Below are 24901 nucleotides of genomic sequence, written 5' to 3'. Positions count from 1 at the left end.
CTCGGGCATCGCTATATCCTCGCCATGACCACGCGCGTCGAAATCGACCACCGGAAAGGTGAGGGGCCGCTCCGGGGCGCCGACAGGCACCCGGAGAAGGCCAACCGCCCCGACAATCCGATCCAGCGCAAGCCAGCCTGGATCCGGGTGAAGGCGCCGACCAGCCCGGTCTATCGCGAGACGCATGCGCTGATGCGGGCCAACGGCCTGGTCACGGTCTGCGAGGAAGCCGCCTGCCCGAATATCGGGGAATGCTGGTCGCAGCGCCACGCCACCATGATGATCATGGGCGAGACCTGCACGCGCGCCTGTTCCTTCTGCAACGTCGCCACGGGCATCCCCAAGGCGCTTGATGCGGACGAGCCGCGGCGCGTCGCCGATGCCGTGGCCAAGCTCGGGCTGCGGCATGTCGTCGTCACCAGCGTGGATCGCGACGACCTCCGGGATGGCGGCGCGGAACACTTCGCCCGCACCATCCGTGCGCTGCGCGACGCTGCGCCCGAGACCACCATCGAGATCCTGACGCCCGACTTCCTGCGCAAGGACGGCGCGCTGGAGGTGGTGGTCGCCGCCCGCCCCGACGTCTTCAACCACAACCTCGAAACCGTACCCGCGCTCTATCCCACCATCCGGCCCGGCGCGCGCTACTATCATTCGTTGCGGCTGCTGGACCGGGTGAAGCAGCTCGATCCCACCATCTTTACCAAATCCGGCCTGATGGTCGGCCTGGGCGAGAAGCGGATCGAGGTGCTGCAGGTGATGGACGATCTGCGCAGCGCGGAGGTGGATTTCCTCACCATCGGCCAATACCTGCAGCCCACGGTGAAGCACGCCGCGGTGGACCGCTTCGTCACCCCCGACGAGTTCGAGGAATACGCCAAGGTGGCGCGCGGCAAGGGTTTCCTGCTCGTCTCGGCGACGCCCCTGACGCGCAGCTCCTACCACGCCGACCGTGATTTCGCCGCGCTGAAGGCAGCGCGCGAGGCCTCGCTCAAGGCCGCCTGATGCCGACCCATGCCGAGAAGAAGGTGCTGCCCTACACGCCGGAGCAGCTTTTCGACATGGTGGCCGATGTGCGCCGCTACCCGGAATTCCTGCCCTGGTGCGTGGGCGCCCGCGTCGTCTCCAGCAACGAGTCCGAGGTGATCGCGGACCTCACCATCGGCTTCAAGATGTTCCGCGAGACCTTCCGCAGCCAGGTGACGCTGGAACGGCCGCACCATGTCCATGTGCGCTACCTCAACGGCCCGTTCCGCTACCTGAACAACCACTGGCGCTTCAACCCGGTGCCGAACGGTACCGAAGTCGATTTCTTCGTCGACTTCGAATTCAAGTCGCGTCTCCTGCAGGCCGTCATCGGCACCGTCTTCAACGAAGCCGTCCGCCTGATGGTCCGCGCCTTCGAACGCCGCGCCTATATCCTCTATCGGCGCAGCGCGCCGCCCGCGGCGGAGGCGGCGCCGCGGGGGGCGTGACGCCTTGCGTCAGCGTCGTGGCGGCGCTTCGCCGGCCTTGCGCATCACGTCCGTGACCTGCGCTATCTCCGCCACGTAGTCGCGGGAGGCCTGCTCGAGGAAGCGGACCTGCGCGTCCATCATGCCCTTCACGTCGCCCATCGGCATGGTCGAGACGAAGTCCATCTGCGCCCGCATCCGGCGCCCGGCGAAGTCCATCATCTCCTGCGCGATCTGCGCGGCCATTCCGGCGAGCGCGAGATTGGCCGCGAACGGCCCGTCCAGCAGCGTGGCGACGCCCGCATGCGTCTGGGCCTGCGCAGGCGCAGGCGCCGGCGTCTCGATACGTGACATGGTTTCACCCTCCTCAGTGGCCGGACGTGCCGGCATCGCGGAGGTAAGGCGCGCCGGCCGATGAATGCAATGCGTCGAATATGCTGCCACGCTGCGACCTTCCGGCCACGCCTTGCGCGCCTGGCAAGGTCGGGCGGTCGCTACCGCGCCGGTGCCTCGCCGCAGCGGTTGCGCAACCTTCCGCCATCGGCCACCGCCATCGCCACCAGGATCTCGTCCGGCCGCGGGGCATCGTGCAGGCTGACGGTGACCGCGTCGAAATGCGCGAAGCTCCAGGGGTCGTCCTTGTGGCCGAGCGGGATGTCGAGCGTCGCGCCGGCATGGCCCACCTTCACGACGCTGCCGATCAGCGCCGCGCCGCCGCCCACCGCCGCGCGCATCGGCTTGCCGAGCCGCGGATGCACGCAGGCGCCGCCATGCTCCACCTCGCCGGCCACGCCCACCAGCGCGGCCTTGCCGTAGGAGACGGGCGCCCCGCCGAGCAGCGCCACAAGCCCCGGCATCAGCCGCGCGCCGAGCGCCGCGCCGGCCGCGTGCAGTTCGGTGAGATCGGCGACCGCAAGCTGCCCGGCGAAGGGGTTGCGCAGGACAGCCAGAGCGACCGCCTTCACCACGGGACGATCCGGCAGCGTGCCCAGTTCCTCGAAGATCTCCTCACGCCAGGTGGCGATCTTGCGGATGTGCAGCATGGGATGGTCCCTCCTGCGCCGCAGCATCACGCAGGCTTACGGCAGGCATCAAGCGAATGCGTTGGGCAGGCGCCGGCGGGGCAGGGCAGGCTGCGGCGCATGACCTATATCCTCTATGGCGATACCGGCTCCGGCTCGGCGATGGTCGAGATGGCGCTGGCCGAGGCCGGGCAGGCGGCAGAGCTGCGCGCGGTGCCGCTGGAGGGCGATCACCAGCTGCGCGCGGAGTATCGCGCCATCAACCCGATGGGCCGCATCCCGACGCTGATCCTGCCCGACGGCACCGTGCTGACCGAGAGCCTGGCCATCCTGGTGACCCTCGCGGAGCGCCACCCCGAGGCGGCGCTGCTGCCGCCGCCCGGTAGCACCGAACGCGCGGTCGCATTGCGCTGGATGACGCTGATGGCCGCCGAGTTCTATCCGCATGTCACGCGCTGGGACTATCCGCAGCGCTTCGGGCCGGCCGAGGCCGCCGACGTCATCCGCCAGCGCGCCGAGGAGATGGGCCACGACATCCTGCGACTGGTCGAGGAGCAGGCCGGCCTGAAGGGCCACCCGCCCTTCCTGCTCGGCGCGCGCTTCTCGGCGGCCGATATCCCGCTGGCGGTGATGTCGCGCTGGATGGGCGGGCGCAAATGGACGCCGGCCAACTGCCCGAAGCTCGAGGCGCTGGCCCGGGCCGTTGCGGCCCGCCCGGCCATCGCGCCGATCTGGGCGCGGCACCGGCTTTCGCCGGCGCCGTGACGGCGCCGCCGATCAGGTGGCGCGGCGACGGGTCAGGCCGGCGAGGCCCGCCAGGCCGAGGCCGAGCAGGGCGAGGGTGGAGGGTTCGGGCACCTCGACGATGGTCACGCTGGAATCGCGCGGGAACCAGAAGGTGCTGTTCGGCGTCCCGGCAGTTGCAAACTGAAATTCCGTACCATCGATTGATGGCGCCGCGCTTCCCGGAGCGACAATGCCCACCAGCCAGTCGTTGTCGCCGGGCGAGAAGCAGCCAACGCATCCCGCCGAACCGCCAACGTACAGCGTGAAGCCACTCATCTTCCACCCGATGGCCGAAGCCAGCGGCAGGTTCGAACTCAGCAGCGTGATGCCGGCGGTGCTGTCCGGCGTGTTGATGATGGTCGGGTCGAAGGTCACGGTGAAGCGCAGCAGGACCGGGTCTATCGGCGCCGGCGAAACCACGCCGAACGCGTCCACGAAGCCGCTGCCCCTCACCTCGAAGGTGCGGGTGATCGGCGCCGCCGTTGCGGATGCGGCCCAGCCCAGGCCAAGCGCGAAGACGCCGGCCGCCAGCCCGCGCAACCAACCCTGCATGACCGTCACTCTCCCATTTATTGCATGAAGGTTACTATGGGGGTGGATAACGAACCCTGGCAAGGGCCGTCAGCGCCGCCCCAGGGGCCGGCTGATGCGATCCAAGCGACCTCAGGCTTGAACCACCGCCGGCCATCGGCGCAGGCTTCGCCGGTCGGGTGACGGGCGGGGGGCCGCCGGCCCGGCGGGAGACGTCCGAGAATGTCCGGTTTTCTCACCGACGACGACCTGGAGAAGCTGCGCCCGGCCAATGAGGTGATGTTCCCCTCGCCGATCCCGACGCAGGTCGTCGCCTCCGACGAGTTCATGCCAGTGCCGCAGAACGATCGACAGAAGCGCGTCGAGGCGCGCATCAAGGCGATGGCCGACGAATACGGCGCGAAGCAGGGCCTCTCCCGCCGCCGCTTTCTGCAGACCGCCGCCGGCATGGCCGCCGCCTTCCTCGCGATGAACGAGGAGTATGGCGAGCTCTACGGCGTCAGCCGCGCGGAAGCGCAGACGCCGGGTGCGGCCGATGCGCGCGCCGCCGCGCTGTCGAACGAATTCGTCTTCGACGTGCACACGCATTTCCTGCGGCCGGATACGCGGCTCATGACCTTCGTGAACGCGCGGCGCGCGGTCGGCCGCGCCGGGTGGAACCCGCAGCTCGTCGGCGTCGAGCAGACCATCGAGCATCTGATGGAGGCGAACTGGTTCAAGGAGATGTTCCTCGACAGCGACACCAAGGTGGCGCTGATCAGCGGATCGCCGTCGGAGGATCCGCGGGACTGGTTCCTCACCAACGACATGAAGTTCGATGCGCGCAAGAGCGTGAACGACGCCGCCGGCACGCGGCGCGTGCTGACGCACGGCATCTTCACCCCCGGCATGCCCGGCTGGATGGACGAGGTCGAGCGCTGCATCACCGAGCTCGATGTCGACAGCTGGAAGGGCTACACGGTCGGCGACAACACCAACAAGCACCTGGCGCAGCATCCCTGGCGCATGGATGACGAGAAGCTGCTCTACCCCTTCTACGAACGCATCCTCCGCGCCGGGAAGAACATCGTCTGCGTGCACAAGGGGCTGTATCCGCAGCAGGTGACGGACCGCTTCCCGCACCTCGTGCCCTATGCCGGCGTGGACGACGTGGGCAAGGCGGCGAAGGACTGGCCGCAGATCAACTTCGTCATCTACCACTCCGCCTATCGCTGGACCGGCGGCGGTGGCGCCGGCATCGGGGTGGAGCAGTTCGCGCGCACCGGCCGCGTGGACTGGACGACCGATCTCGCGGAGATCCCCGCGAAATACGGGGTGAACAACGTCTATGGCGACCTCGGCCAGATCTTCGCGCAGACCACGGTGATCGAGCCAGGCCTGTGTGCCGCGCTGATGGGCACGCTGGTCCGCGGCCTCGGCGCCGACCATGTCGTGTGGGGCACGGACGCCGTTTGGACGGGATCGCCGCAATGGCAGATCGAGGCGCTGCGCCGCCTGGAGATCCCCGAGGACATGCAGCGCCAGCACGGCTTCGCGCCGCTCGGCCCGGCGGATGGCCCGGTGAAGCGCGCGATCTTCGGCGAGACGAGCGCGCGGATGTACAACTACCAGCGGCGCGCGGACCTGCTGAACGATCCGGTCAGCCAGGCGAAGCGCGACTACGCCGCACGCGGCGGAGAGCGCAGCAACCTCGCCTATGGCTACGTGATCCGCGAACCCGATGGGGAGACGATCGTCACCTGACGGCCGCCTTCTCCGGGCAGCCGGCTACTGCCGCTCGATGTTCGCGCGCTCGACCATCTGGCTCCAGCGCGCGATGTCGCCATGCACCATCGCCTTCACCGCGGCGGGGGAGGCGAGGGAGCGCGGCGTGAGACCGAGCGCCAGCAGTTTCTCCCGCACCTCCGGCGTGCCCGTCGCCTTGCGCGTCACCTCGTCGATGCGGGTTACGATCTCCGCCGGCAGGCCCGAAGGGCCAGCAACGGCATACCAGGTCTGGATGTCGAAATCGGGCTGACCGAGCAGCTCGCCCACCGTCGGCACATCCGGCAGCAGCGCGGAGCGCTCGCGCGAGGTCACCGCCAGCGCCCGCGCGCCACCATCGCGGATTTGGCCGAGCACGGCGGAGATCGGCTCCACCACCGCCTGCACCTCATTGTTGCGCAGCCCGACGAGCGCCGCGGGCGTACCGCGATAGGGCACATGCGTCAGCTTGAAGTTGGCCGCGGCTTGCGTCGCTTCCGCCACCAGGTGCTGCGTGCTGCCGACACCGACGGTGGCGACATTCAGCTTCTCCGGCTGCGCCTGCGCGCGGCGGACCAGGTCACGGAAATCCGCCACCGCATCCGCGCCGCCCGCCGGGCCGGCGAGCCACACGAGCCCGACCGAGCAGACCAGCGAGATCGGGTCCACATCGGTCAGCGGATCATAGGGTAGGCGGCGATACAGCGCGGCGGAGACGGCGAAGCCGTTGTTGATGAGCATCAGTAGGCTGCCATCCTTCGGCGCGCGCGCCAGCGCCTCCGCCGCCAGGGTGCCGCCGGCGCCGGGCCGGTTCTCCACCACCATCGGCTGGCCGAACTCGGCGGCCATGGGCGGCGCGATGAGCCGGGCGATGATGTCGGTGGCGCCGCCGGCGCCGAAGCCCTGCAGGAAGCGGATGGGGCGGTCCGGCCAGCTTCGCCGCACGCTCTGCGCCGCGGCCGGCAGCGCGGCCGTGGCAAGGGTTGCGCCGAGCAGGTGCCGGCGTGCGAGGACGATCCTGGATGTCATGCGTTGGTTTCTCCCTGCCGTCACTTGGCACGGGCGCGCGCGGCGGGGCAAGGCAGGCTCGCTTGACCCTGCCCCGGCCGCGCTCTACCCCGCCGCACGACAAGCCGGAGAGACGCGATGACGCCAGACGCCGACATGATCCAGCGCCAGCGCGTGGCGGAGCTGGTGCAGAACTGGGCGGTGTGGCGCGACGCGGGCGACTGGGACCGCTTCCGCACCTGCTGGCATGAGGACGGCTTCATGATGGCCACCTGGTGCCAGGCGCCGGCGGCCGACTTCATCAAGGCGAGCCAGGCGGGCTGGGCGAAGGGCGTCTCCATCCTGCACTTTCTCGGCGGCATCAGCGTGGACGTTTCCGGGGCGCGCGCCATCTGCCAGACCAAGATGACGATCAGCCAGCGGGCGGAGGTGCATGGCGTGCTGGTGGACGTGGTCTGCACCGGCCGCTTCTACGATTTCTGCGAAGAGCGTGCGGGCCGCTGGGGCATCGTGATGCGCCAGCCGATCTATGAGAAGGACCGGATGGATCCCGTGGACCCCGCGGCGCGTCTTGAGCTGGACAAGGACCTGCTGGCGCGCTTCCCCGAAGGCTACCGGCACCTGGCCTATCTGCAGACGGGCATCGGCTACGACGTGAAGCGCGACATGCCTGGCCTCAAGGGCGAGCGCGTCGAAGCCCTCTACCGTGCCGGCGCCGGCTGGCTGCGCGGCGAAACCCTGGCCTGGCCGGCCTGATCCAAGGAGCAACGGATGAGCGTGGTGAAGATTCTCGGCATCTCCGGCAGCCTGCGGAAAGCCTCGTTCAACAGCGCGGCGCTGCGCGCGGCGAAGGAGCTGGCGCCGGAGGGGGTGGAGGTCACGATCTACCAGGGGCTTGGCGACATTCCCCCCTATGACGACGACGTCCGCACCGGGGAGGGATATCCCGCGCCGGTCCAGGCCTTTCGCGACGCGGTGAAGGCCGCGGATGCCGTGCTGATCGCGACGCCCGAGTACAACTACTCCATCAGCGGCGTGCTGAAGAACGCGCTGGACTGGGCCTCCCGCCCGCCGGAGCCGGCCTTCGACGGCAAGCCGGTGGCGATCATGGGCGCATCGGGCGGGCTGTTCGGCACGGCGCGCGCGCAATACGACCTGCGCAAGATCTTCGTCTTCATGAACGCGCATGTGCTGAACAAGCCGGAAGTGATGATCGGGCAGGCGGCCTCGAAGTTCGACGCCGATGGCCGGCTGACCGACGAGACCTCGCGCAGCCTGATCACGCAGCAGCTCACCGCGCTGCGCGACTGGCGGCACCGGCTGCATCGCTGAGCATGGCGCGGCGCATCCTCGATCTCTCGGTGGCGCTGCAGGCGGGCATCGCCTCCGACCCGCCCGGGCACACGCCGGAAATCACCTATGTCGACCACCGGCAGAGCGCGGCGGAGGTGGTGCGCTTCTTCCCGGGGCTGAGGGTCGAGGACCTGCCGGGCGGCGAGGGCTGGGCGATCGAGCGGCTGAACCTGACCACCCACACCGGCACGCATCTGGACGCGCCGTATCACTTCCACTCGACGATGGATGGCGGCAGGCGCGCCTGGACGATCGACGAGGTGCCGCTGGAATGGTGCTTCGGCCGTGGCGTGAAGCTCGACTTCCGTGCGTTGGACGATGGCCATGTGGTGACCGCGGCGGAGGTGGAGGCGGAACTGGCGCGCATCGGCGTGACCTTGCAGCCCCATGATATCGTGCTGGTCAACACCGCCGCCGGCGCGCGCTATGGCCAGCCGGACTTCCTGGCGCGCGGCTGCGGCATGGGGCGGGAGGCCACGCTGTATCTGACGGAGCGCGGCGTGAAGGTGTGCGGCACCGATGCCTGGTCCTGGGACGCGCCCTTCCTGCACACGGCGCGGCGCTATGCCGAGACGAAGGATGCCTCGCTGATCTGGGAAGGCCATCGCGCCGGCATGGTGCGCGGCTACTGCCATATCGAGAAGCTGGCGAACCTCGACCAGCTTCCGTCCACGGGTTTCCAGGTCGCCTGCTTCCCCTTCAAGATCAAGGCCGCCAGCGCCGGCTTCTGCCGTGCGGTGGCGATCTTCGAGGAGTAATCTTCTTCCTTCCCCGTTCACCGGGGAGGGTCGGATTGGGGGCGGCGAAACCTCTTCCGCTTACGCCCCCGGCGCGCTCCCCGCCCAGGCATTCCCCAGAGAGGCCAAGGCGCGAACTGCTCTATCTTTCATTCGCCCTGCGCCAACTGCCAAGGAACGATGCGAGCAGCGTGTCGAGGTGACGTGAGACGCCCTCAGCGAGATGCTGTTCTTGAATGACAAAGGAACGAGCTTGACGCTCCCACAGCAGCAGATCGGCGTCGACCTGCCGCCCATTCACCGCGAGTGCAGGACGACCAGCCGGCCGCGCCAGGAACCTTGCATTGTACGCAACCGCGCAAGTCGTTACGCCTTCCCGCTCGAAGGCGGTCGCATGGAACACGACGGTCAACGAAGAGATAGTCTGGAGGAACTTGTGCTCTGCCATGCGCTCCTGCTGCTCCGTAGCGCTGGGAGCAGGAGTCGCGCGGCGGGCACGAAGAGCAGCGACCTCTTCTTGCGACAGGCGAAGCTGCTCCCTTGCTCGTGCGAACGTTTCAGCACCGGTCAGCACCTGAAGCCCGGCTGTCCGGAGCGAACTTGCCGCATGTGCTTCGAGCCCATTACGATCCAGTGTGCATGGCGCGCCCGTGCTGGGCTCCGGAAGGAAGGCAACGGAGACCTGCAGCGGAGAGATGTCGCGCAGTCTCGACGCGGCACCGCCGGCAGACTGTCCGACGACCGCTGAAGGAAGGAACACGCCGATGGACGCGCAGAGCGCTAGGTTGAGAGCCTGCAACTTCGCCGTTGTTCCCGACCCGAACACCACGCGCGCGGGCAGGCCGGTATAGGTGAAGGCGTGCATGGGTCTAAAGTTCCTGCATGGTGCGCGGCAGGCTGGCGCCGGCCAGCGTCTCCGCACCGTCCTCGGTGATCAGCAGCATGTCCTCCAGGATGAAGCCGCCGATGCCGTCGATGTACCACGGCGCTTCGAAGGCCATGACCATGCCGGGTTCCAGCACCACATCCGAATCCGCGGCAGTGTACGGCCATTCCTCGGACCAGATCGAGGCGCCGAGGCCGTGGCCGAAATGGCCACGGGCATAGGAAGGGAAGCCGGCGGCGTGCACGGCGCGGATCGCGGCCGCATGGATGTCGCGCAGCGCCGTCCCCGGGCGGAACAGCTTGCGTCCCGCTTCGAAGGCGGCGCGAAGCGCATCGTACACCTGCGTCGCGCGCACGGGCGCAGGCCCCAACGTGTAGGTGCGCGCGAGATCGGCCGTGTAGCCGCCCACCACCGCGCCGACATCCACCTTCACCACGTCGCCGCGCGCCAGCCCGCCCGGGCTGGACCAGGGCGAGGCGCCGAAGCCGACATACTCCCAGGCCGTGACGCTGGCCGTCGTGCCGCGCCGCGTCGCTTCCTCCCGCACGAGGTCGAGGAAGGCGCGGCCGAGCGCGGCGCGCGTCGCGCCTTCGCGCAGCAGCGGCACGAAGGCGGCGAGCGCGGCTTCGGTGATCGCGCCGGCCTGCCGCAGCAGCGCGATCTCGGCGGCGGATTTGTGGGCGCGCAACCGGTCCACCAGCGCGGTCGCGTCGCTGAGGCGCGAAGGCGCCACTGCATCGAGCAGCACGGCATGATCTGCCGCGGGCACCGCCGAGAGCTCCGCGCCGATCCGCGCGCCCGCCAGCCCCATCCCGGCCAACAGATCCCGCAGAAGACTGAGAGCCACGCCGCGGTCGAAGGTGCCGGGGCGCGCAAAGCCCGTTGGCCGGTCCGCGGTGGCGGCCGCGACCAGCGTCGCCGCATCGGCCTCCGAGGGCAGCAGGTCGCGCACCGAGATCGCCTCCGGCCAGATCGCGTGCACGCGCAGCGGGTCGCAGCCCGCCGCCGCCGCGCTGCCGGCGAACAGGTCGGTCACCACGGCGCCGACCGGCCGCGCGGGATCGGCCGGAACCACCGCCATGGCCGGCCCCAGCCGGCGCCATCCCATGGCCACGCCTGGCTCCGCACCGGTCGCCCACCGAAAACTCTCGGGAGAGGCGATCAGCAGGGCGTCGAGCCCGGCCGCTTCCATCAGCCGCGCCGCGCGGGCGCGATCCACATGTCCTGGCATGAGCCCATGGCAGGCGGCAGGGGCGGCGTTGTCAACGCCGGGGCGCGCCGCCATCATCCCGCTCACCGGAGAAACGGGAGAGAAGACGATGCGGCGTGCGATCCTGGGCGCCCTGGCGGCGACCCTGGCGGGCCTCGGCAGCGCCATGGCGCAGACGGTGGAATGGCGCTTCCACAACAGCTACGCGCCGACGCGCGTGGAAAGCCAGCATGTGCGGGAGCTGGCCGCGGATGTGCGCCAGCGCAGCAACGGCCGCTTCGTGCTGAACGTCTTCGAAGGCAACGCGATGAACCTGCGCGATGCCGACGCGCTGCGCTACATGCAGACTGGCACGCCGGAGATGGGCTTCATCTGGCCGCCCTTCCTGGGCCGCGACGATGCCGCCATGTCCTCCATCCTGGTGTTCGGCCTGATCCGCAACGCGGCCGAGTTGAACCGCGTGATGCCTGCGCTGAAGGAAAGCCTGACGCAGGGCATGAACCGCTGGAACATCCAGACGGTGGGCTTCATGCAGCTTGGCCTGCTGGATGCCTCGCTGTTCTGCCGCACGCCCGTGCGCAACCTTGACGAGTTGCGCCGCCTGAAGCTGCGCGTCGGCTCGCGCGAGCAGGTGGAGACCTTCCGTGCGCTCGGCGTCGCCGCGCAGATCGTGCCGCAGCAGGAGCTGTACACGGCGATGCAGACCGGCGTGGTGGACTGCGCGCTGTATCCGCCGCGCATCGTGCACACGATCAGCCTGCAGGAAGTTGCGAAGCACGCCGTGTCCACCGGCTTCGCCTTCCCGCCGACGCCCTACATCATCATGGCGAACCAGGCGCGCTGGCGGGCGCTGTCCAACGAGAACCGCCAGATCCTGACGGACGCCACGGCCGCGATGGAACAGCGCAGCGCCCGCTTCGAGCAGGACGCCGCGGATGACGAGGCGGCGCGGGAGCGGCTGCGCGGGCAGGGCGTGACCTTCCACGGCACGATATCGGACGCCGACCAGCAGGCCCTGCGCACCGCCGCGATCGCCACCTGGGGCACGCTGATGCGAGAGGCCGGCGGCCAGGGCCCGGCCTGGAAGCAGCGGATCGAGCAGGCGCTGACGGGGCAGTGAGCGAGCATGCGATGACCGCAGGGCGCAGGGGCCGCCGGCCCCGAGCACCGGAGGTCTGAATCGCATGCTGTCACGCGTCGATTCCGCGATCCTGCTGTTCTCGCGCGGGTTGCTGGCGCTCTCCGCCGCGGCCTGCGCGGGCATCCTCGGCCTGGTGCTGGCGGCGGTGGTGATGCGCTACGCCGTCGCCGCGCCCTTCCGCTTCACCGAGGAATTGTCGGGCCTTCTGCTCTCCGCCATGGCGTTCCTGGCGCTGCCATTCGCCATGGCGGGCAACGCCAATATCCGGGTGACGCTGCTGACCGAGCGCCTGCCGCCGCTTCCGCGGCGCGTGGCCTGGGTGATCGGCCAGCTTATCATGGTGGCCTTCTGCGCCATCTTCGCCTGGGAATCCTGGGGCATCGCGGAGTTCACCATCCGGCTCAACCTGAGCAGCGAGCAGGCGCGCCTGCCGCTCGGCCCCTGGACGGCGCTGCTGCCGATCTGCCTGGCCATCACCGGCTTCATCGCCGCCTGGGCCGCTTTGCGCCCGCCACCCGAGGACAGGCCGCAGCCGCTGTGAACGGGGCGATGCTGTTCGGGCTGCTGAGCGCCACGGTGCTCTCGGGCGCCGTGCTTGGCGCCGCGCTCGGCCTCACCGGCTTCATCCTGCTGCACTACGCGGTCGGCGGCGCCACGCGGCTCGGCGCGCAGACGGTGTGGAACGTGCTGAACGAGTTCACGCTGACCGCCGTGCCGCTGTTCATCCTGCTGGGCGAGGTGCTGGTCGCCTCCGGCCTGGCGCGCGGCGTCTATCGCGCGCTGGCGCCCTTCTTCGCGCGGCTGCCCGGCGGGCTGCTGCATACCAACATCGCGGTCTGCACGGTGTTCGGCGCGGTCTCCGGTTCATCCATGTCGGTCGCGGCGGCGGTGGGATCGGTCGCGTATCCCGAGCTGAAGGGCAGGGGCTACCAGCCCGCGGCCGTGGTCGGTACGCTGGCGGGCGGCGGTACGCTGGGGCTGCTGATCCCGCCCTCGCTCTCGCTGCTGATCTATGGCGCGCTGACCGATACCTCGATCGGCCGGCTGTTCCTGGCGGGCGTGCTGCCGGGGTTGATGATGGCCGGCCTGTTCATGGCGATCATCCTGTGGATGGCCCTGCGCAATCCCGCCATCGCGCCGGAGGAGAAGGCCGTTGCGCTGCGCGAGGCGCTGCGCGGCCTGCCTGCGGTGCTGCCGCTGGTCGTGCTGATCGTGGCGGTGCTGGGCAGCCTGTTCGCGGGCATCGCGACGCCGACCGAGGCCGCCGGCGTCGGCGTGGCCGCGGCTGTGATCCTCGGCGTCACCATCGGCGACCTCACGCTGCGCAAGCTGGGCGAGGCGCTGATCGGCACGGCGCGCATCTTCGCCATCATCGCCATGGTCTTCATCGGCGCGCTGGTGCTGGCGCAGGCGATCAGCATGCTCGGCCTGCCGCAGCAGATCCTGTCCGCCATCGGCGAATGGGGCCTGTCGAAATGGGTGCTGCTGCTGGTGGTCGTCGCGATCTACCTGGTGCTGGGCTGCTTCTTCGACGGGCTGTCCATGATGATCATGACGCTGCCGCTGGTCTTCCCGCTGATGACCGGCGTGGGCTTCGACGCCGTGTGGCTCGGCGTGGTGGTCACGCTGATGATCGAGATCGGCATGCTGACGCCGCCGGTGGGGATGAATCTTTTTGTCCTTGTCGGCATCACCAATGGCGAGGTGAACCTGGCCGCCGCGGCGCGCGCCGCGCTGCCCTTCTGGTGCGCGCTGCTTGTGGGCGTGCTGCTGCTGTGCCTGTTCCCAGGCATCGCGACCTGGCTGCCGGGTGTCGCCTTCGGCTGATCATTTCTCCGGCTGCGCGCCCAGCACGCGCCGGACGGCGGCCGGCAGGATCGGCGCCTTCAGCAGGTCCACCGTGACGAAGGCGCCAACGCCCGGCAGCTTGGTCTGCGCGCCCTCCAGCGGACCGGGCGCGAAGGGGTCGGCGCCCGTCCCGACAGGCAGCGGCTTCCAGCCGAGATCCACGCCGGCGCCGGCCTGCAGGTTGATGCCCGGCAGTACTCCCCAGTTCGCCAGGCCCGAGGCAAGCGTGACATTCCCGGTCGCGTCGAGCGACCAGGTGAAGTCCAGCGAGAGCGTCATCTGCGGGAACCAGCGGATCTTCTCATGCGCGAGCCCCAGCAGGTCGTCGCCGGAGAAGGACGCCTTCAACAACGTCGGCCCGGTCGGGCTATCGGGCAGCACGTAGCGGAAATCGGTCAGCGTCGCGTAGGGGATCAGCCCGATCGGCGCGATCAGGTTGAAGTCGGACAGCGCCTTGCGGCCTTCGGGATCGGAAAGCCCGGCGCCGAGCCCGATCCCATAGGTTGCCGCGCCGAAGCCGATCACGCCGATCTGGCCGCCGGTGCCAAGCTGGTCCCATTTGCGCATGCCGAACTGCTTTGCCGGCTCGAGCAGCGCCTTGACGCGCGGGTCGTCCTTGGCGGCGTCCTTGGCGACCTTCACGCCGGTCTCCAGGCTGTTCGCCGCGTCCTCCGGCTTCTTCTCCTCCTCGAGCTGCACGGCGGGGCCATGCGCCCCCTGCTGCAGGACGTGGGCGAGCTCGTGGCCGAGCAGGCGCCTGCCCTCGGCGCTGCCGGGCTGCCATGCGCCGGGTGCGAAGCCGATGTCCCGCCCCGCGGCGAAGGCCCGCGCGCCGAGCCGGCTCGCTGCGCTGCTGTCGCGATGCACGCGCACGCCGGAGAGATCGGCGCCGAGGCGCTGTTCGAAATAGCGCCGGTCGCGTGCGGGCAGGCGCATGCCTTCGCCGAGGCCGAGCGTGGCGGGCGCGCGCGTCGTGACGGCCTTCGCGCCCGAATCCGGTCCGTGCTGCGCCGCGTGGTCGGCGGCGCGTTCGCGCCCGCCATGGCGCAGCACCGGGACCGGCGGCGCGGGCGCGTGCCTCATCCGCCGACGGCCAATGCGTGCGGCACCGGGCGCCCCGCCTTGGCGAATTCCTGCGCGAGGGCCGCATGCAGCAGCCGCGCGCCGATCCGCTCGCCGGCCTCCGCAGCGGCATAGGCGGCGGTCAGCGCGGCGTTGCGGATCTCGCCGCCGGTCACGTCGCAGCTGGCGGCGAGCGCGGCGAGGTCGAGCCCCGGCGCCAGCAGCGCGGCGGGCAGGTGGGCGCGCCACAGTGCCAGGCGCTGCGCCGGGTTCGGCCGGCGGAACGGGATGGTGAGGTCGAAGCGGCGCAGGAACGCTTCGTCCATGCCCTCGGCCAGGTTGGTCGCCAGCAGCGCCACCCCGTCGAAGCGTTCCAGCCGCTGCAGCAGGTAGTTCACCTCGATGTTGGCGTAGCGGTCATGCGCGTCCTGCACCGCGGTGCGCTTGCCGAACAGCGCATCGGCCTCGTCGAAGAACAGCACGGCGGAAAAGCCCTCGGCGGCGGCGAAGAGCTCCGACAGGTTCTTCTCCGTCTCGCCGATGTATTTCGACACGATGCGCGAGAGGTCGGCCGCCAGCAGCGGCAGGCCGAGCCGCAGCGCCACCGCTTCCGCCGCCAGCGTCTTGCCGGTGCCGGGATCGCCCGTCAGCAGCGCGACCAGCGCGCTGCCGCCGGCATCCATGCCCCATGCCTCGCGCACGATGGCGCGGTGGCGGGTGCGGCGCACCACCTCCTCCAGCCGCGCCTGCGTCACCGGGTCCACCACCAGCCTGTCCCAGGCGACCTGCGGATCGCGCAGCATGGCGAGCCTTGCGCCGCGCGGCGGCGCCACCTCCATCCGCGCGGCCAGCAGCGCGGCGGGCTCGGGCGCGCGCGCGGCGGCGGCGATGGCGGCGATGTCGGCCTCCGACATCCAGCCCTGCGCGGCGAGTGCCGTCGCCTCCGCCTCCGGCAGGTCGGGGCGCGCCTGCCGCCAGCGCGCGCGCTGTTCCGCCAGCAGCGGGCGCGGCACGCGGAGGTGCCGGCGCGCCACCAGGCGACCGAGCACCGCCTCGGCACCGATCACCGCCACCGGGGCGATCGGTGCGGCGCTGGGGCCGGGCAGCGCCTCGCCTTCGCCGAGCAGGACGACGAAGCCGCCGCTCGCCGCGGCCAGCGCGCCGGCCTCGGCCCAGGGCGGGGGCAGGGGTGCGGCGCTGCGTTGCGGCGGGTGCAGCAGCAGCGTCGGGCCGGCCAAGGCCAGCGCCTCGGCCGCGCGCTCGACCCGCGCGCTGTCGAGCAGCAGCAGCGGCGCGTCCGCCTGCGTCGCCCAGTCGCGCAGCGTGGCCACGGTGGGTGCGAGGCTGCCGGCATCGCCCTTCGCGGCCGGCACGCGCTGCACCAGCCAGCCTTCCGCCGTCACCTCCGGCAGGTCGCCATCCAGCGCGGCGAGCAGGGTCGGCGTCGGGTCCAGCCGGCGCTCGGCGGGCGGCTGCGCGGGATCGCTGGCGCGCAGCAGTCCGGCCTGCCAGAGCGGGCTGTCGCGCAGCGCGCGGCGCAGCGCGGCCTCGTCGCGCGAGGCCGGCAGCAGCAGCCGCGTGGCGCGCCCTGCCGTCAGCCGCCTTGCGCCGCGGGAGAGCGCCTCCACCGCTTCCGCGGCGCGGTCGTCCAGCGCGGGCAGCACGGCGAGGCCGAGCAGGTCGAGATCGAAGGCGGAGAGCCGCGCGGTGCGCGCCAGCCGCGCCAGGGGCGTGTCGCTGGCCGCCAGCGCGGCCAACAGCGCATCCTCGGCCAGTGCCAGCGCATCCGGCAGCGAGCCCGCGGCATCCAGCGGTGCGGCAAGCGGTGCGAGCCCGGCCTCGGGCAGGTGCAGCGCCAGCCGCCCGGCGGCGATGGCCAGCAGCAGACCGGCCGCGTCGGGCTTGGCGGGCCGGCTCATCGCGCGCCGTAGCGGAAGGCGATGCGCCGGCCGAGCCAGGGCACCCAGCCGGGGTCGATGTCCCAGCCCGCGCGGCGCAGCGCGATGTCGGCCGTGTCGAGCGGCCAGGTCAGCGTGGCCGCGCCATCCTCCTGCACCAGGCGACCCGGCCGCAGCAGCAGACGGCACAGCGCGTCTGTCGCGGGATCGGCGGCGAAGGGGTTCGCGCCGTAGCTGCGGCGCAAGGCGCCGGGCGCGTGCTCCACGCCCGCCGGCAGGGCGGCGAGCAAGGCGGACAGCGCATCCTCCGCCTCGGCGGCCAGCGCGGGTGCCACCCAGGCTTCGTCCAGCGGCCCGTCGGGCGGCGCGGTGCCGGCAAACAGCGCGAGCAGCGGCCGGTCGCGCTCCAGCGCGGCGCGGCGCGCGGCGGGGGCGAGCGGCGCGGCAAGACGCTGCAACGCGACGAGGCCGAGCGCGAGCAGCCGCGCCGACAGCCCCTCGCCGAGCGGCAGCCAGGCAGGCCGCAGCAAGGCGAGGGGGCGGATCAGCAGCAGCAGCCCGCTGCACCAGACCTCGACAGCGTCCGCTTCCGGCGCTTCCGCGGGGCGTTCCGCATGTGCCGCTGCGTCCGTCGTCGCGGGTGCGGGCGAAGACGGCACGGGTGCGTCCGGCTGCGCCGCGGCGGCCTCCAGCAGCGTGGCGAGATGCACTGCCTGGGCCGGCGCATGCACCAGCAGCGCGGCGGCAAGCCAGGGTGCGCGCTGCGCCGGCGTCATCGCCGCCAGCGCGGCGCGCAGGGTGGCGGGCAGCAGCGCGAGCAGCCGTGCCGCCGCCTCCGTCACGGCGGGCGAGGTGCCGGCCTGTGCGATCGTCCAGGCCGCAGGCGCGCCCGCGACCGGTGCCGCGATGGCGCGCAACGCCGCCTGCACCGCCTCCAGCAAGCGCAGCGCCAGCAGCCGAGCGGGACGCGCTTCGAGCCGCGCGGCGAGCGCGGGCATCCCGGTCAGCAAGGCGGTCATGCGGCGCGTCGCGCGGGCGGGATCGCGCGCCATCCAGCGCGCCAGGATCGCGGCCAGAGCGTCTTCCGGCGTGGCCGGCGCCGCGCCCAGCAACTCGGCCGCCCACCAGGGCGCGGGCTCACCCCCTGCGAGCGCGGCGAGCACCGCCATCTCGGCTGCCCAGAAGTCGCGGAACAGGGCAGGGGCATCCGCCGCGTCGGCGCCAGGTGTGCCAGGGGGCGTTGCGGTCGCGGAGCTTGCCGGCACGGAGGCAAGAATCGCCTGTGCGAGCGCGGCGGCCCAGGCGTCGCCCAGCTCGGCGGCGTTGACCTCGCCCTGCAGATGCAGGCGCAAGGTCAGATGCGGCAGCGCCACCACGGCATGCGGCGGCAATCCCGCGCGTTCCAGCGCCGCATCCACGCCCGGCCCGAGCCGGCGCAGCGCCTGCTCCAGCAGGCTGCGCGCGGCGAAGGCGTCCTCCGGCTCCGGCGCACGGATGCGCGCGGTGAGGCGGCGGATCGCGACCTCGGGCGCCGCCATGCGAAGCCTACAGCGTCTTGATGCGCGTCAGCGCCAGCGTCTTTTCCACGCCGAGCGTGCGCACCAGCTTCGCAGCGCCGTCCAGCGAGGCGCGCGCCGCGGGATCGGTCGCGGCATCGCGCGCCTTCTCCAGCGCAGCGATCGGGTCCTCGCCGCGCGCGGCGACCTCGGTCACCTTGGCGACGACCTCGGCGGGCGGCGGCGCGGCGGCGACGGCCTTGGCGGCAACCGCGGCCTCCTCGCGCTCCTTGGTGATGGCGGCGGTGAAGGCTTCCAGCTTGTCCTCGCCGCCGAGCAGGCGTGCGGCTTCCTGCGGCGGCTTGGCCAGCACCTCCTTCACGGTGACGTTCTCGGGCGCGTCGGCGACGAACTCCTTCGCGCTCTTCTCCGCCACCGCTTCGCGCATCGCGCCATAGGCGACGGTCGCTTCCGCCTTGTCGAAGGTCTGCACGCCGCCGGCGAGCACGCGGTCGCCGACCGTCGCCTCGGCCACGGTCGCGTTCTGGTCGCGCAGGGGCAGTTGCGCGGCCTGGAAGCGCAGATCCGCGATCGTCGCCTTCGCCGCCGCCGGCGGCTGCACGGCGGAGATCACCTGCACCACCTCGAAGCCGGGATATTCCGCGGCATAGGCATCGGCGACGCGATCCAGCGCGACGCGCTCGCGCTCCGCGGGATCGGCGATCTCCGTCGCCAGCGCGGCTTCCTGCGCCGCGACCGCCTGCACGAATTCCGCGTTGCGCGCGGGCACGCGCAGGTCGGAGGAGGAGAGCGCCGCGGCGCTGACCATCGCGTTCCGCACCGCGGGTTCCGCCAGCGCCGCCTCGGCCAGGGCGCGCTTTTCCGCAGGCTGCTGCTGGTAGGCGGCGCGATAGGCCGCAGTCGTGGTCATCGCCTGGTTCTGCGATTGCGCCAGCCGCGCCCCGCGTTGCAGGTCGCGCGCCAGCACGACGATGGCCTGGAGCAGCTCGATCACCATGACCAGCACCTCCAGCAGCACCATGCGCTGCTTCACATAGACGGCGAAATGGCGCGGCAGCATCTCCAGCGCCATGCGCATCTGCAGGCCCGCCATGTTGGTGGCGTTCGTCAGTCGCGATTCCGTCGTGTACCAGGAGGGCGGCTGGGAACCCAGCCAGTCGGCAAGCTGCGCCTGCGCATCCTCCGGCACCACGCCGATCACGGGGTGCGGCCGTGTCAGGCCCTGCAGCGGGATCACCACCTTCACGATCTCGGTGCGGCGGTTCACCAGCTCGTCCAGCCCCATGATCTCGAAGAAATCGCCGAGACGGTCGAGGAAGTTGTTCACCGGCACGTTGGTGCCGGGCGTGTCCGGGTTCGGCGCCGGAGTCTCGCGCGGCACGCGGCGCGCGACACGCACGGGGTCCTTGTCGAAGACGTTAGAAAGGTCTTCCAGAATATCGTCGTCATGCAGCGCGACGACGCAGTACGGGATTACCGTGGTCCCACGGAAATAGGCGAAGGCCTGCTGCCGCGCCGATGCGATCAGCCCCGAGACCAGCGCGATGCGCCCGCCCGCCGCGGTAATCAGCCGGTCCAGCGCATCGTTGCCGGTGGAGCCGGTTCGGTCGCCGCGCGCGCCGATGGCGGTGGGATCGAGCGGCAGGAAGCCGATCGGCGGGATATGGCGGAAGCCGCGATGCCACAGGTTCAGCGCGCGGATCTCGTTGTTCTGCACCAGCGGTTCGCGTGCCAGGTTCTCGGCCAGCATGGCCTGGAACTGGTGGATGCGCGCCCAGGCGGCCGCGCGCGGCGGCGCGCCGAAGCGCGTGCGGTGCCAGTCCTCGCCCGGTGTCGCGACGATGCTGCGGCGGGGGATCCAGGAATCGAGGAACAACGCGGAGCCGTCGGTGCCGAGCCAGACCATCGCCAGCGCCACCGCGCCGGCTTCGTGGCGCGCGGCGCCGGCCGGCTTGCGGAAGCCGTCATCCGTGGCGAAGTCGGGGTCCCAGCGCTTCAGCAGCGAATGCTCGAACAGGTCGAACCACCAGGCCGAGGCGGTGCCGCGCAGCGCCCAGGAGGAGGTGAGCCCGTCCTCGTTCGGCAGTTCCAGCGGCACGCGCACCAGCGAGAGCCCGAAGGCGCCGCGCCAGCTTTCGGACTGGCAGGTGGTGGGCGTCGGGCCGGCGCAGGCCTCGCCATAGACCTTCGCCTCGCCCTGCGGCACCTCGCCGGGCTCGATGATGAGCAGATAGGGGCCGGGGCGCACCGCGGCCGTGCCGCCGGTGGGGCCTGCGGGATCGGGAACCAAGCAGACACAGGGCGCGAAGTCCAGCCCGCCCGGCGCGACGCGGCGCGGCGTGTTGCGCGATGCGCCGATCAGGTCCGCGATGGTGAAGTCGAAGGGCTGCGAGACGAGGATGGGACGCCCGACATGGTCGAAGGCGAGGCCGGGCGAGAGCGTCAGCGTCTGTGCCTTGCCGAAGCCGCCGGAGGTCGGCGGCGAGTTCCGATCCTCCATGACGGGCATCCCGTTCAGGCCCGCGCCGGTAATGCCGAGGCCATACGCGACGCCGGGCATCAGCGCATGCGCGTTGAGCCGCTCGCGCGCGTCGAAATACACGTCCTGGCGGCGCAGCGCCTCGGCGGTCAGGAAGCGGCCGTTGAACCAGTTGGTGCGCAGCAGCGCGTTCTGCCCGCGCGCATCGCCGGGTGCCGATTGCGGCAGGCCATGGTTGCCGCCGGTCGCCGGCAGGAAGGCGGCAAGCGCCGCTTCCTCACTGGCGGAGAGCGTCGCCTGGGGGTTCTGCACCTTCTTGGCGAAGGCCATGAAGAGCTTGGCCTGCTGGAACTGCATGGTGGTGCTCATCGCGGCGGCCCTCTCAAGGCTCGAACCGTTGGACCAGGCTGACGTCGCGCCCCGCGCCGGCGGGCAGCGGGGGCTCGCCATCCAGGCCTGACAGCGGCTGGCCGTTCGCATCCAGCAGCGGCGCCGCGCCTGCGCCGCGCAGCAGGAGCTGGTACGTCGTGGCCTCGGTCCAGTCCTCGCCGATGGTGATCATGGCGAGCCCGTTGCCGTCGGAAGGCACGGCCCAGCCGTTGAAGGTGGCGGGCACCCAGGCGCCGGTGCCGTCGCGGCGGAAGATGCGGATGGCATCGGCCGAGAGGCTGGTGCTGTCGGGTGGCGTGGTGAAGCGCGCATCCAGCACCACCTGCCCGCCCTCGCTGCGCGCCGCGACGGAGACCAGGCGGAAAGGCTGCGCGCCGCCGGGGCCGAGCAGGCGCAGGCCCGTGGTCATCGCGGCGAGCGTCTGCACATCCGGCAGCAGCGCGCGCACGGCATTGTCCGGCCCGGCGACGAGGCGCGTGCGCTCCGCCGGATCGCCGACGGGTTCGAGGTCCACGGTGGCGAGCAGCAGCGGCGCTTCGTCGGCACCCGACCAGAAGCGCGAGAGCTGCGCCGGCGGATCGAGGATGAAGTTCAGCAACCGCGTGCGCAGGTCGCCGTTGCCGGCGAAGGTCGTCCAGTCGCGGGCGAGCGGATGCGGATCGGGCGGCGCTTCCGCCATCAGGCAGAGCCGCCAGCGATCCAGTACGCGCGCATAGGCCGTGGCCTCGCCGCTGGTCGAGCAGGGCGGGGTGATGGCTGGCACCTCGTCGGCGAGGCAGGCGCGGTAGGAGAGCACGACATAGGCGCGGCGCACGCGCGTCTCGGGCGTCGGCTCCGCTTCATCGTCGTCGCCGCCCGGCACCGAATCCGCGCCGGAGATCGTATCGCCGCCCGGCGTCGTGTCCTCGCCGGACGTCGTCTCCTCGCCCGACGTTGTGTCGTCGCCGCCTTCGTCCGGTTCTTCCTCCTCGGGCTGCTCCGCCGCGGGCGGGGTGGGCGGCGGCGCGAGGTCGGACCAGAAGGGCGCGAGCGCCAGGCCCGTCACGTCCAGGCAGACCTCCTGCTCGACATGGATCAGCCGCCCCAGCGCGTCCACCGCAAGGCCGGGCGCGCAGACAAGCTGCACGGTGTTGTTGGTCGCATCCTCGCGAGCCGTCACGCGCAGGCCCCAGACCGTGCCGTGGCCGTGCAGCGTCGCGGTCAGCAGGCGTTCGCGCAGCAGGTGGTAGCGTTGCTCGGCCGCGAAATCCTCCGCGCCCAGCAACTGGCCGTAGCTGTAGCGCAGCCGCGAGAAGGGATCGCCTGGCGTCGCGGGGTCCGCATCCTCGAGCGGTGCGAACAGCGTGGCGGTGTCGCTCATGGCCATCGCGTCCTGTGTTGGGTCAGGTGAACTGCGCCGAGGCGCAGGCGGTCTTCCGGCAGGGCGCGCCCGATGGTGCGGCCGCCACCGAGCGGGGCTTCCAGGATGGCGGGCGCGAAGCCCGGCCGCTGGCCGATGCGCGCGATTCCGACCAGGCTGCCTGCGCCGAGCCGGAAGCCGGCATCGAGCCAGCAGAAGGCGTGGATGGTGTGGGCGGGCTTGTGCGTCTCGGTCGCGAGGTCGAGGACGGCCGCCAGGTCATCCGTGCGGCACGCCGGCACCACCACGGTAAAGCGGTGCGCGAATCGGCGATGGAAGCGGATCAGCGGATCGGCGGCGAGGGGATCGGGCGGATCGGCCTCGGGGCAAGGCGTGCTGCCTTCCGCGCGGATCGCGGCGCGGCGCAGCGTGAGTGCGACATGCTTCAGGGCGAGCTGCTGTTCCCACGGCTCGGTCGGCGCGGTCTCCGGCCCTTCGTCGTCGCCGATCTGCAGGCCGGGGCCGAGCACGCCCCAATCCGCCGTGCCGAGCACCGCCGTGCTTTCGCGGCGCAGCCGGAATCCCTCGATGATCTGCACCGGCGCGCGGGCGAGGATGGAGAGCAGGCGGGTCAGGCCGGGGATGGTGCCGCGCTGCCGCCAGAGCGTCATTGCTTCAGCCAGCAGGCTGCGTCGGACGTCTTCCTCGACGCGCGAGTCGAAGACGAGGGCGAGAAAACTCGCGAGCCATTCCAGCGCCTCGCGCGGCGTGGTGGTGGCGGAGAGCAGGTGGCGCAGCGCGGTGATGCGCGCATCAGTCTCCGTGACAAAGCCCTCAAACAGGGCGAGCGAGCGGTCGGTGGCGTCCGCCGAGACGGGATCGCCGCGCCAATAGGCCGGCAGCAGATCCATCAGCGAAGGCCGCGGGCAGGTGGCGCGCAGCGCGAACAGCGCGGGCGCGCGGCGTTCGGTGCCGGTCAGCCGCAGGCGTAGCCACAGCCAGCGTCCGGGCGGCGCCTTGATCACGCCTTCCAGCGTCACCATGCCCTCCGGCGGCGGATCGGCACTGCCGCGCGCGTCCTCCAGCGGGTCCTCGCTGGGGATCGCGGTGGAGAAGGGCGGCAGCGGCGTGTCGGCAAAGGCCGGACGCTTGTCCAGGATGCCGACGGGCGCCCAGCCGATCTGCTCCTCCGGCGTCAGCGATCCCAGCGGCGGCCAGGCGCGGTCTTCCGCCAGGGGCGCGCTGCGATCGGCGGGCGGGCGCGGCGCGCGCTGCAGCGCAAGCGGCGGCAGCGTGTCCGCGGTGCGGGCCTCGACGACGATCTGCGTGCCCGGCGGCACGCAGGCATCGAGGAACAGGCGATGCCAGACGCAGGCGAAGACGCCGGAATCCAGTGCGAAGGTCTCGACCACGCCATCCGTCGCGAAGCGCGGCTCCTGCGCGTAGAGCGCGCGCGCGCCGCTGGCGGTGGAGGCCATGACGCGGCCATCCGCGCCGATCCAGATCGCGCGACCGTCGAAGCCGCGCACGGCGAAGCCGCCTTCGGCTTCAGGGCCGCTCGCGGTCAGCAGGTATTCGGTGAAGCGCGTCGGCAGTTGCGCGCCGGGCTTGCCCGCGACATCCGCGATCAGTACGCGGTCGGCCGCGGTCATCAGCGCGTGCAGCGGGTTGGCGATGGCGGGCAGGCGGTGGATGGCGGGAGCGGCCGCGCCGTTGAGGATCGCCACGCGCGGCCCGTCCAGCACGACGACCGCGGTGGCGAAGCGCGGATCGGCGGCGATGGCGCGCGGCGGCGCGGGCAAGGTCACGCCGATCCACGCGCCGCCCCAGGGATGGAGGAACAGGCGCGGCGAAGCGCCATCCGCAACGATCACGCCCCAAGCGGTGCAGCCGATCGCGATGGGGTTCGCGTCGGCGGGGAGGGGGATGCGCGCGGAGAGCCGGAAGTCGCGGCCGAGCAGGCGGACCGCAGGCGGCGCGTGATCGAGCAGCCAAAGCCGGCCGTGTGGGTCGCGGGACAGCGCTCGTGGCACGGCAGAGGGCGCCGGTGGCGCCAATGGCGCGAAGTCGACGGGTGCGCCAGGGGCCCCCGACCCGGCTTCGCTTCGCTCAGCCACCCTCCCCCGCGAAGCGGGAGAGGGAATCTCGGCGCGCCCGGACTCCCTCTCCCGCGAAGCGGGGGAGGGTTGGGGTGGGGGTTGGCCGGGCATCGCGAAGGCGCGCCACGTCCCATCCCGCAGCACGAAAAGCCCGCGCCGCGGATCGGCCAGCAGCACCGCGCTGCCCTCGCAGAGATCCGGCGGGCATTCCACCACCGCCGCCGCGCCCATCGCCGCGCGCCAGGCGCCGAAATTCACGGCGCCGCCATCGCCCGCCACCGACACCGCCGTCGCCAGCGTCACCCGCGCCGGCATACCCTCGATGCGCGTCGCATCGTGGTCGCAGCGCTCCCACATGCGGCGGCCGGTCAGGTGGAGCATGGCGGGCTGGCGCATGC

General features: G+C 71.6%; 22 protein-coding genes. 10 read left to right on the top strand and 12 right to left on the bottom strand.

All coding sequences use genetic code 11. From position 1 onward, the window contains the following. The first annotated feature begins 24 nt into the window (after positions 1-24). Both lipA and E4T13_RS05615 read left to right on the top strand, forming a co-directional pair. Positions 25-1005, top strand: coding sequence for a lipoyl synthase (gene lipA / locus E4T13_RS05620; RefSeq protein WP_137177220.1), 981 nt, complete (start codon positions 25-27; stop codon positions 1003-1005). Then, positions 1005-1475: a type II toxin-antitoxin system RatA family toxin gene (locus tag E4T13_RS05615; protein ID WP_137177219.1), complete on the top strand. Its 471-nt coding sequence runs from the start codon at positions 1005-1007 to the stop codon at positions 1473-1475. Before lipA ends, E4T13_RS05615 begins: the two co-directional genes overlap by 1 nt. Before the next feature lie 9 nt (positions 1476-1484). Here E4T13_RS05615 and E4T13_RS05610 read toward each other — a convergent pair whose 3' ends face one another. Together E4T13_RS05610 and E4T13_RS05605 are read right to left on the bottom strand one after the other, a co-directional pair. Then, on the bottom strand, positions 1485-1808 hold the full coding sequence (locus E4T13_RS05610; RefSeq protein ID WP_137177218.1) for a phasin family protein: 324 nt from the start codon (positions 1806-1808) through the stop codon (positions 1485-1487). A 140-nt stretch (positions 1809-1948) separates the two neighbouring features. After that, entirely contained in the window at positions 1949-2497 is a 549-nt protein-coding gene (locus E4T13_RS05605) for an amino acid synthesis family protein (RefSeq protein ID WP_137177217.1), read from the bottom strand. Between the two features lie 99 nt (positions 2498-2596). On the opposite strand from E4T13_RS05605, the gene E4T13_RS05600 reads away from it, so the two are divergent. Then, positions 2597-3241 (top strand): glutathione S-transferase family protein, encoded by a 645-nt coding sequence (locus E4T13_RS05600; protein WP_137177216.1) that lies wholly within the window; start codon positions 2597-2599, stop codon positions 3239-3241. 12 nt (positions 3242-3253) lie between these two features. Here the strand turns inward: E4T13_RS05600 and E4T13_RS05595 are convergent, their stop codons facing one another. Next, positions 3254-3814, bottom strand: a complete 561-nt coding sequence (locus tag E4T13_RS05595; protein ID WP_137177717.1) for a PEP-CTERM sorting domain-containing protein — start codon at positions 3812-3814, stop codon at positions 3254-3256. Between the two features lie 201 nt (positions 3815-4015). Between E4T13_RS05595 and E4T13_RS05590 the strand changes: the two genes are divergently transcribed. Then, entirely contained in the window at positions 4016-5536 is a 1521-nt protein-coding gene (locus tag E4T13_RS05590; RefSeq protein WP_137177215.1) for an amidohydrolase family protein, read from the top strand. A 24-nt stretch (positions 5537-5560) separates the two neighbouring features. Here the strand turns inward: E4T13_RS05590 and E4T13_RS05585 are convergent, their stop codons facing one another. Beyond that, a complete protein-coding gene (locus E4T13_RS05585; RefSeq protein WP_137177214.1) occupies positions 5561-6565 on the bottom strand; it encodes a tripartite tricarboxylate transporter substrate binding protein in 1005 nt (334 codons plus the stop codon). A 117-nt stretch (positions 6566-6682) separates the two neighbouring features. Between E4T13_RS05585 and E4T13_RS05580 the strand changes: the two genes are divergently transcribed. Genes E4T13_RS05580 through E4T13_RS05570 form a run of 3 tightly spaced genes read left to right on the top strand, consistent with a single transcriptional unit; the run spans position 6683 to position 8655 of the window. Next, complete coding sequence (locus tag E4T13_RS05580; RefSeq protein WP_137177213.1) at positions 6683-7300, top strand: nuclear transport factor 2 family protein; 618 nt, start codon at positions 6683-6685, stop codon at positions 7298-7300. 15 nt (positions 7301-7315) lie between these two features. Beyond that, on the top strand, positions 7316-7876 hold the full coding sequence (locus E4T13_RS05575; protein WP_137177212.1) for an NADPH-dependent FMN reductase: 561 nt from the start codon (positions 7316-7318) through the stop codon (positions 7874-7876). 2 nt (positions 7877-7878) lie between these two features. Continuing rightward, positions 7879-8655 carry a cyclase family protein gene (locus E4T13_RS05570; RefSeq protein ID WP_137177211.1) on the top strand — a complete coding sequence of 259 codons (777 nt, stop codon included), beginning with the start codon at positions 7879-7881 and terminating at the stop codon, positions 8653-8655. A gap of 121 nt (positions 8656-8776) precedes the next feature. Here the strand turns inward: E4T13_RS05570 and E4T13_RS05565 are convergent, their stop codons facing one another. Both E4T13_RS05565 and E4T13_RS05560 read right to left on the bottom strand, forming a co-directional pair. Beyond that, positions 8777-9499 (bottom strand): hypothetical protein, encoded by a 723-nt coding sequence (locus E4T13_RS05565; RefSeq protein WP_137177210.1) that lies wholly within the window; start codon positions 9497-9499, stop codon positions 8777-8779. A 4-nt stretch (positions 9500-9503) separates the two neighbouring features. Beyond that, positions 9504-10751: a Xaa-Pro peptidase family protein gene (locus E4T13_RS05560; protein WP_170984820.1), complete on the bottom strand. Its 1248-nt coding sequence runs from the start codon at positions 10749-10751 to the stop codon at positions 9504-9506. A gap of 88 nt (positions 10752-10839) precedes the next feature. Here E4T13_RS05560 and E4T13_RS05555 point away from each other — a divergent pair, with 88 nt between their 5' ends. From E4T13_RS05555 to E4T13_RS05545, 3 genes are all read left to right on the top strand, one after another. Next, a complete protein-coding gene (locus E4T13_RS05555; RefSeq protein ID WP_170984819.1) occupies positions 10840-11850 on the top strand; it encodes a TRAP transporter substrate-binding protein in 1011 nt (336 codons plus the stop codon). A gap of 64 nt (positions 11851-11914) precedes the next feature. After that, entirely contained in the window at positions 11915-12412 is a 498-nt protein-coding gene (locus E4T13_RS05550) for a TRAP transporter small permease (RefSeq protein WP_137177207.1), read from the top strand. An 8-nt stretch (positions 12413-12420) separates the two neighbouring features. Then, entirely contained in the window at positions 12421-13698 is a 1278-nt protein-coding gene (locus tag E4T13_RS05545; RefSeq protein WP_137177206.1) for a TRAP transporter large permease, read from the top strand. On the opposite strand, the gene E4T13_RS05540 is transcribed toward E4T13_RS05545, so the two are convergent. The 6 genes from E4T13_RS05540 to E4T13_RS05515 are packed head-to-tail and all read right to left on the bottom strand — an operon-like array spanning position 13699 to position 24899. Further along, positions 13699-14802, bottom strand: coding sequence for a DUF4157 domain-containing protein (locus E4T13_RS05540; RefSeq protein ID WP_137177205.1), 1104 nt, complete (start codon positions 14800-14802; stop codon positions 13699-13701). Continuing rightward, positions 14799-16700, bottom strand: a complete 1902-nt coding sequence (locus E4T13_RS05535) for an ATP-binding protein (RefSeq protein ID WP_137177204.1) — start codon at positions 16698-16700, stop codon at positions 14799-14801. The genes E4T13_RS05540 and E4T13_RS05535 overlap by 4 nt, the downstream gene beginning before the upstream one ends. Continuing rightward, on the bottom strand, positions 16697-18217 hold the full coding sequence (locus tag E4T13_RS05530; protein ID WP_137177203.1) for a contractile injection system tape measure protein: 1521 nt from the start codon (positions 18215-18217) through the stop codon (positions 16697-16699). Before E4T13_RS05530 ends, E4T13_RS05535 begins: the two co-directional genes overlap by 4 nt. Positions 18218-18224: 7 nt before the next feature. After that, entirely contained in the window at positions 18225-21044 is a 2820-nt protein-coding gene (locus E4T13_RS05525) for a hypothetical protein (protein ID WP_137177202.1), read from the bottom strand. Between the two features lie 13 nt (positions 21045-21057). Further along, positions 21058-22425 (bottom strand): hypothetical protein, encoded by a 1368-nt coding sequence (locus E4T13_RS05520; RefSeq protein WP_137177201.1) that lies wholly within the window; start codon positions 22423-22425, stop codon positions 21058-21060. After that, positions 22422-24899: a phage tail protein gene (locus E4T13_RS05515; protein WP_137177200.1), complete on the bottom strand. Its 2478-nt coding sequence runs from the start codon at positions 24897-24899 to the stop codon at positions 22422-22424. The genes E4T13_RS05520 and E4T13_RS05515 overlap by 4 nt, the downstream gene beginning before the upstream one ends. Positions 24900-24901 lie beyond the last annotated feature (2 nt).

Origin of the sequence: Roseomonas sp. AR75 (genome assembly GCF_005222815.1) — a bacterium.
Classification (GTDB): Bacteria; Pseudomonadota; Alphaproteobacteria; order Acetobacterales; family Acetobacteraceae; genus Falsiroseomonas.
Note: the sequence above shows the minus strand (reverse complement) of the source record. Positions and strands in the feature narration are given on the sequence as shown.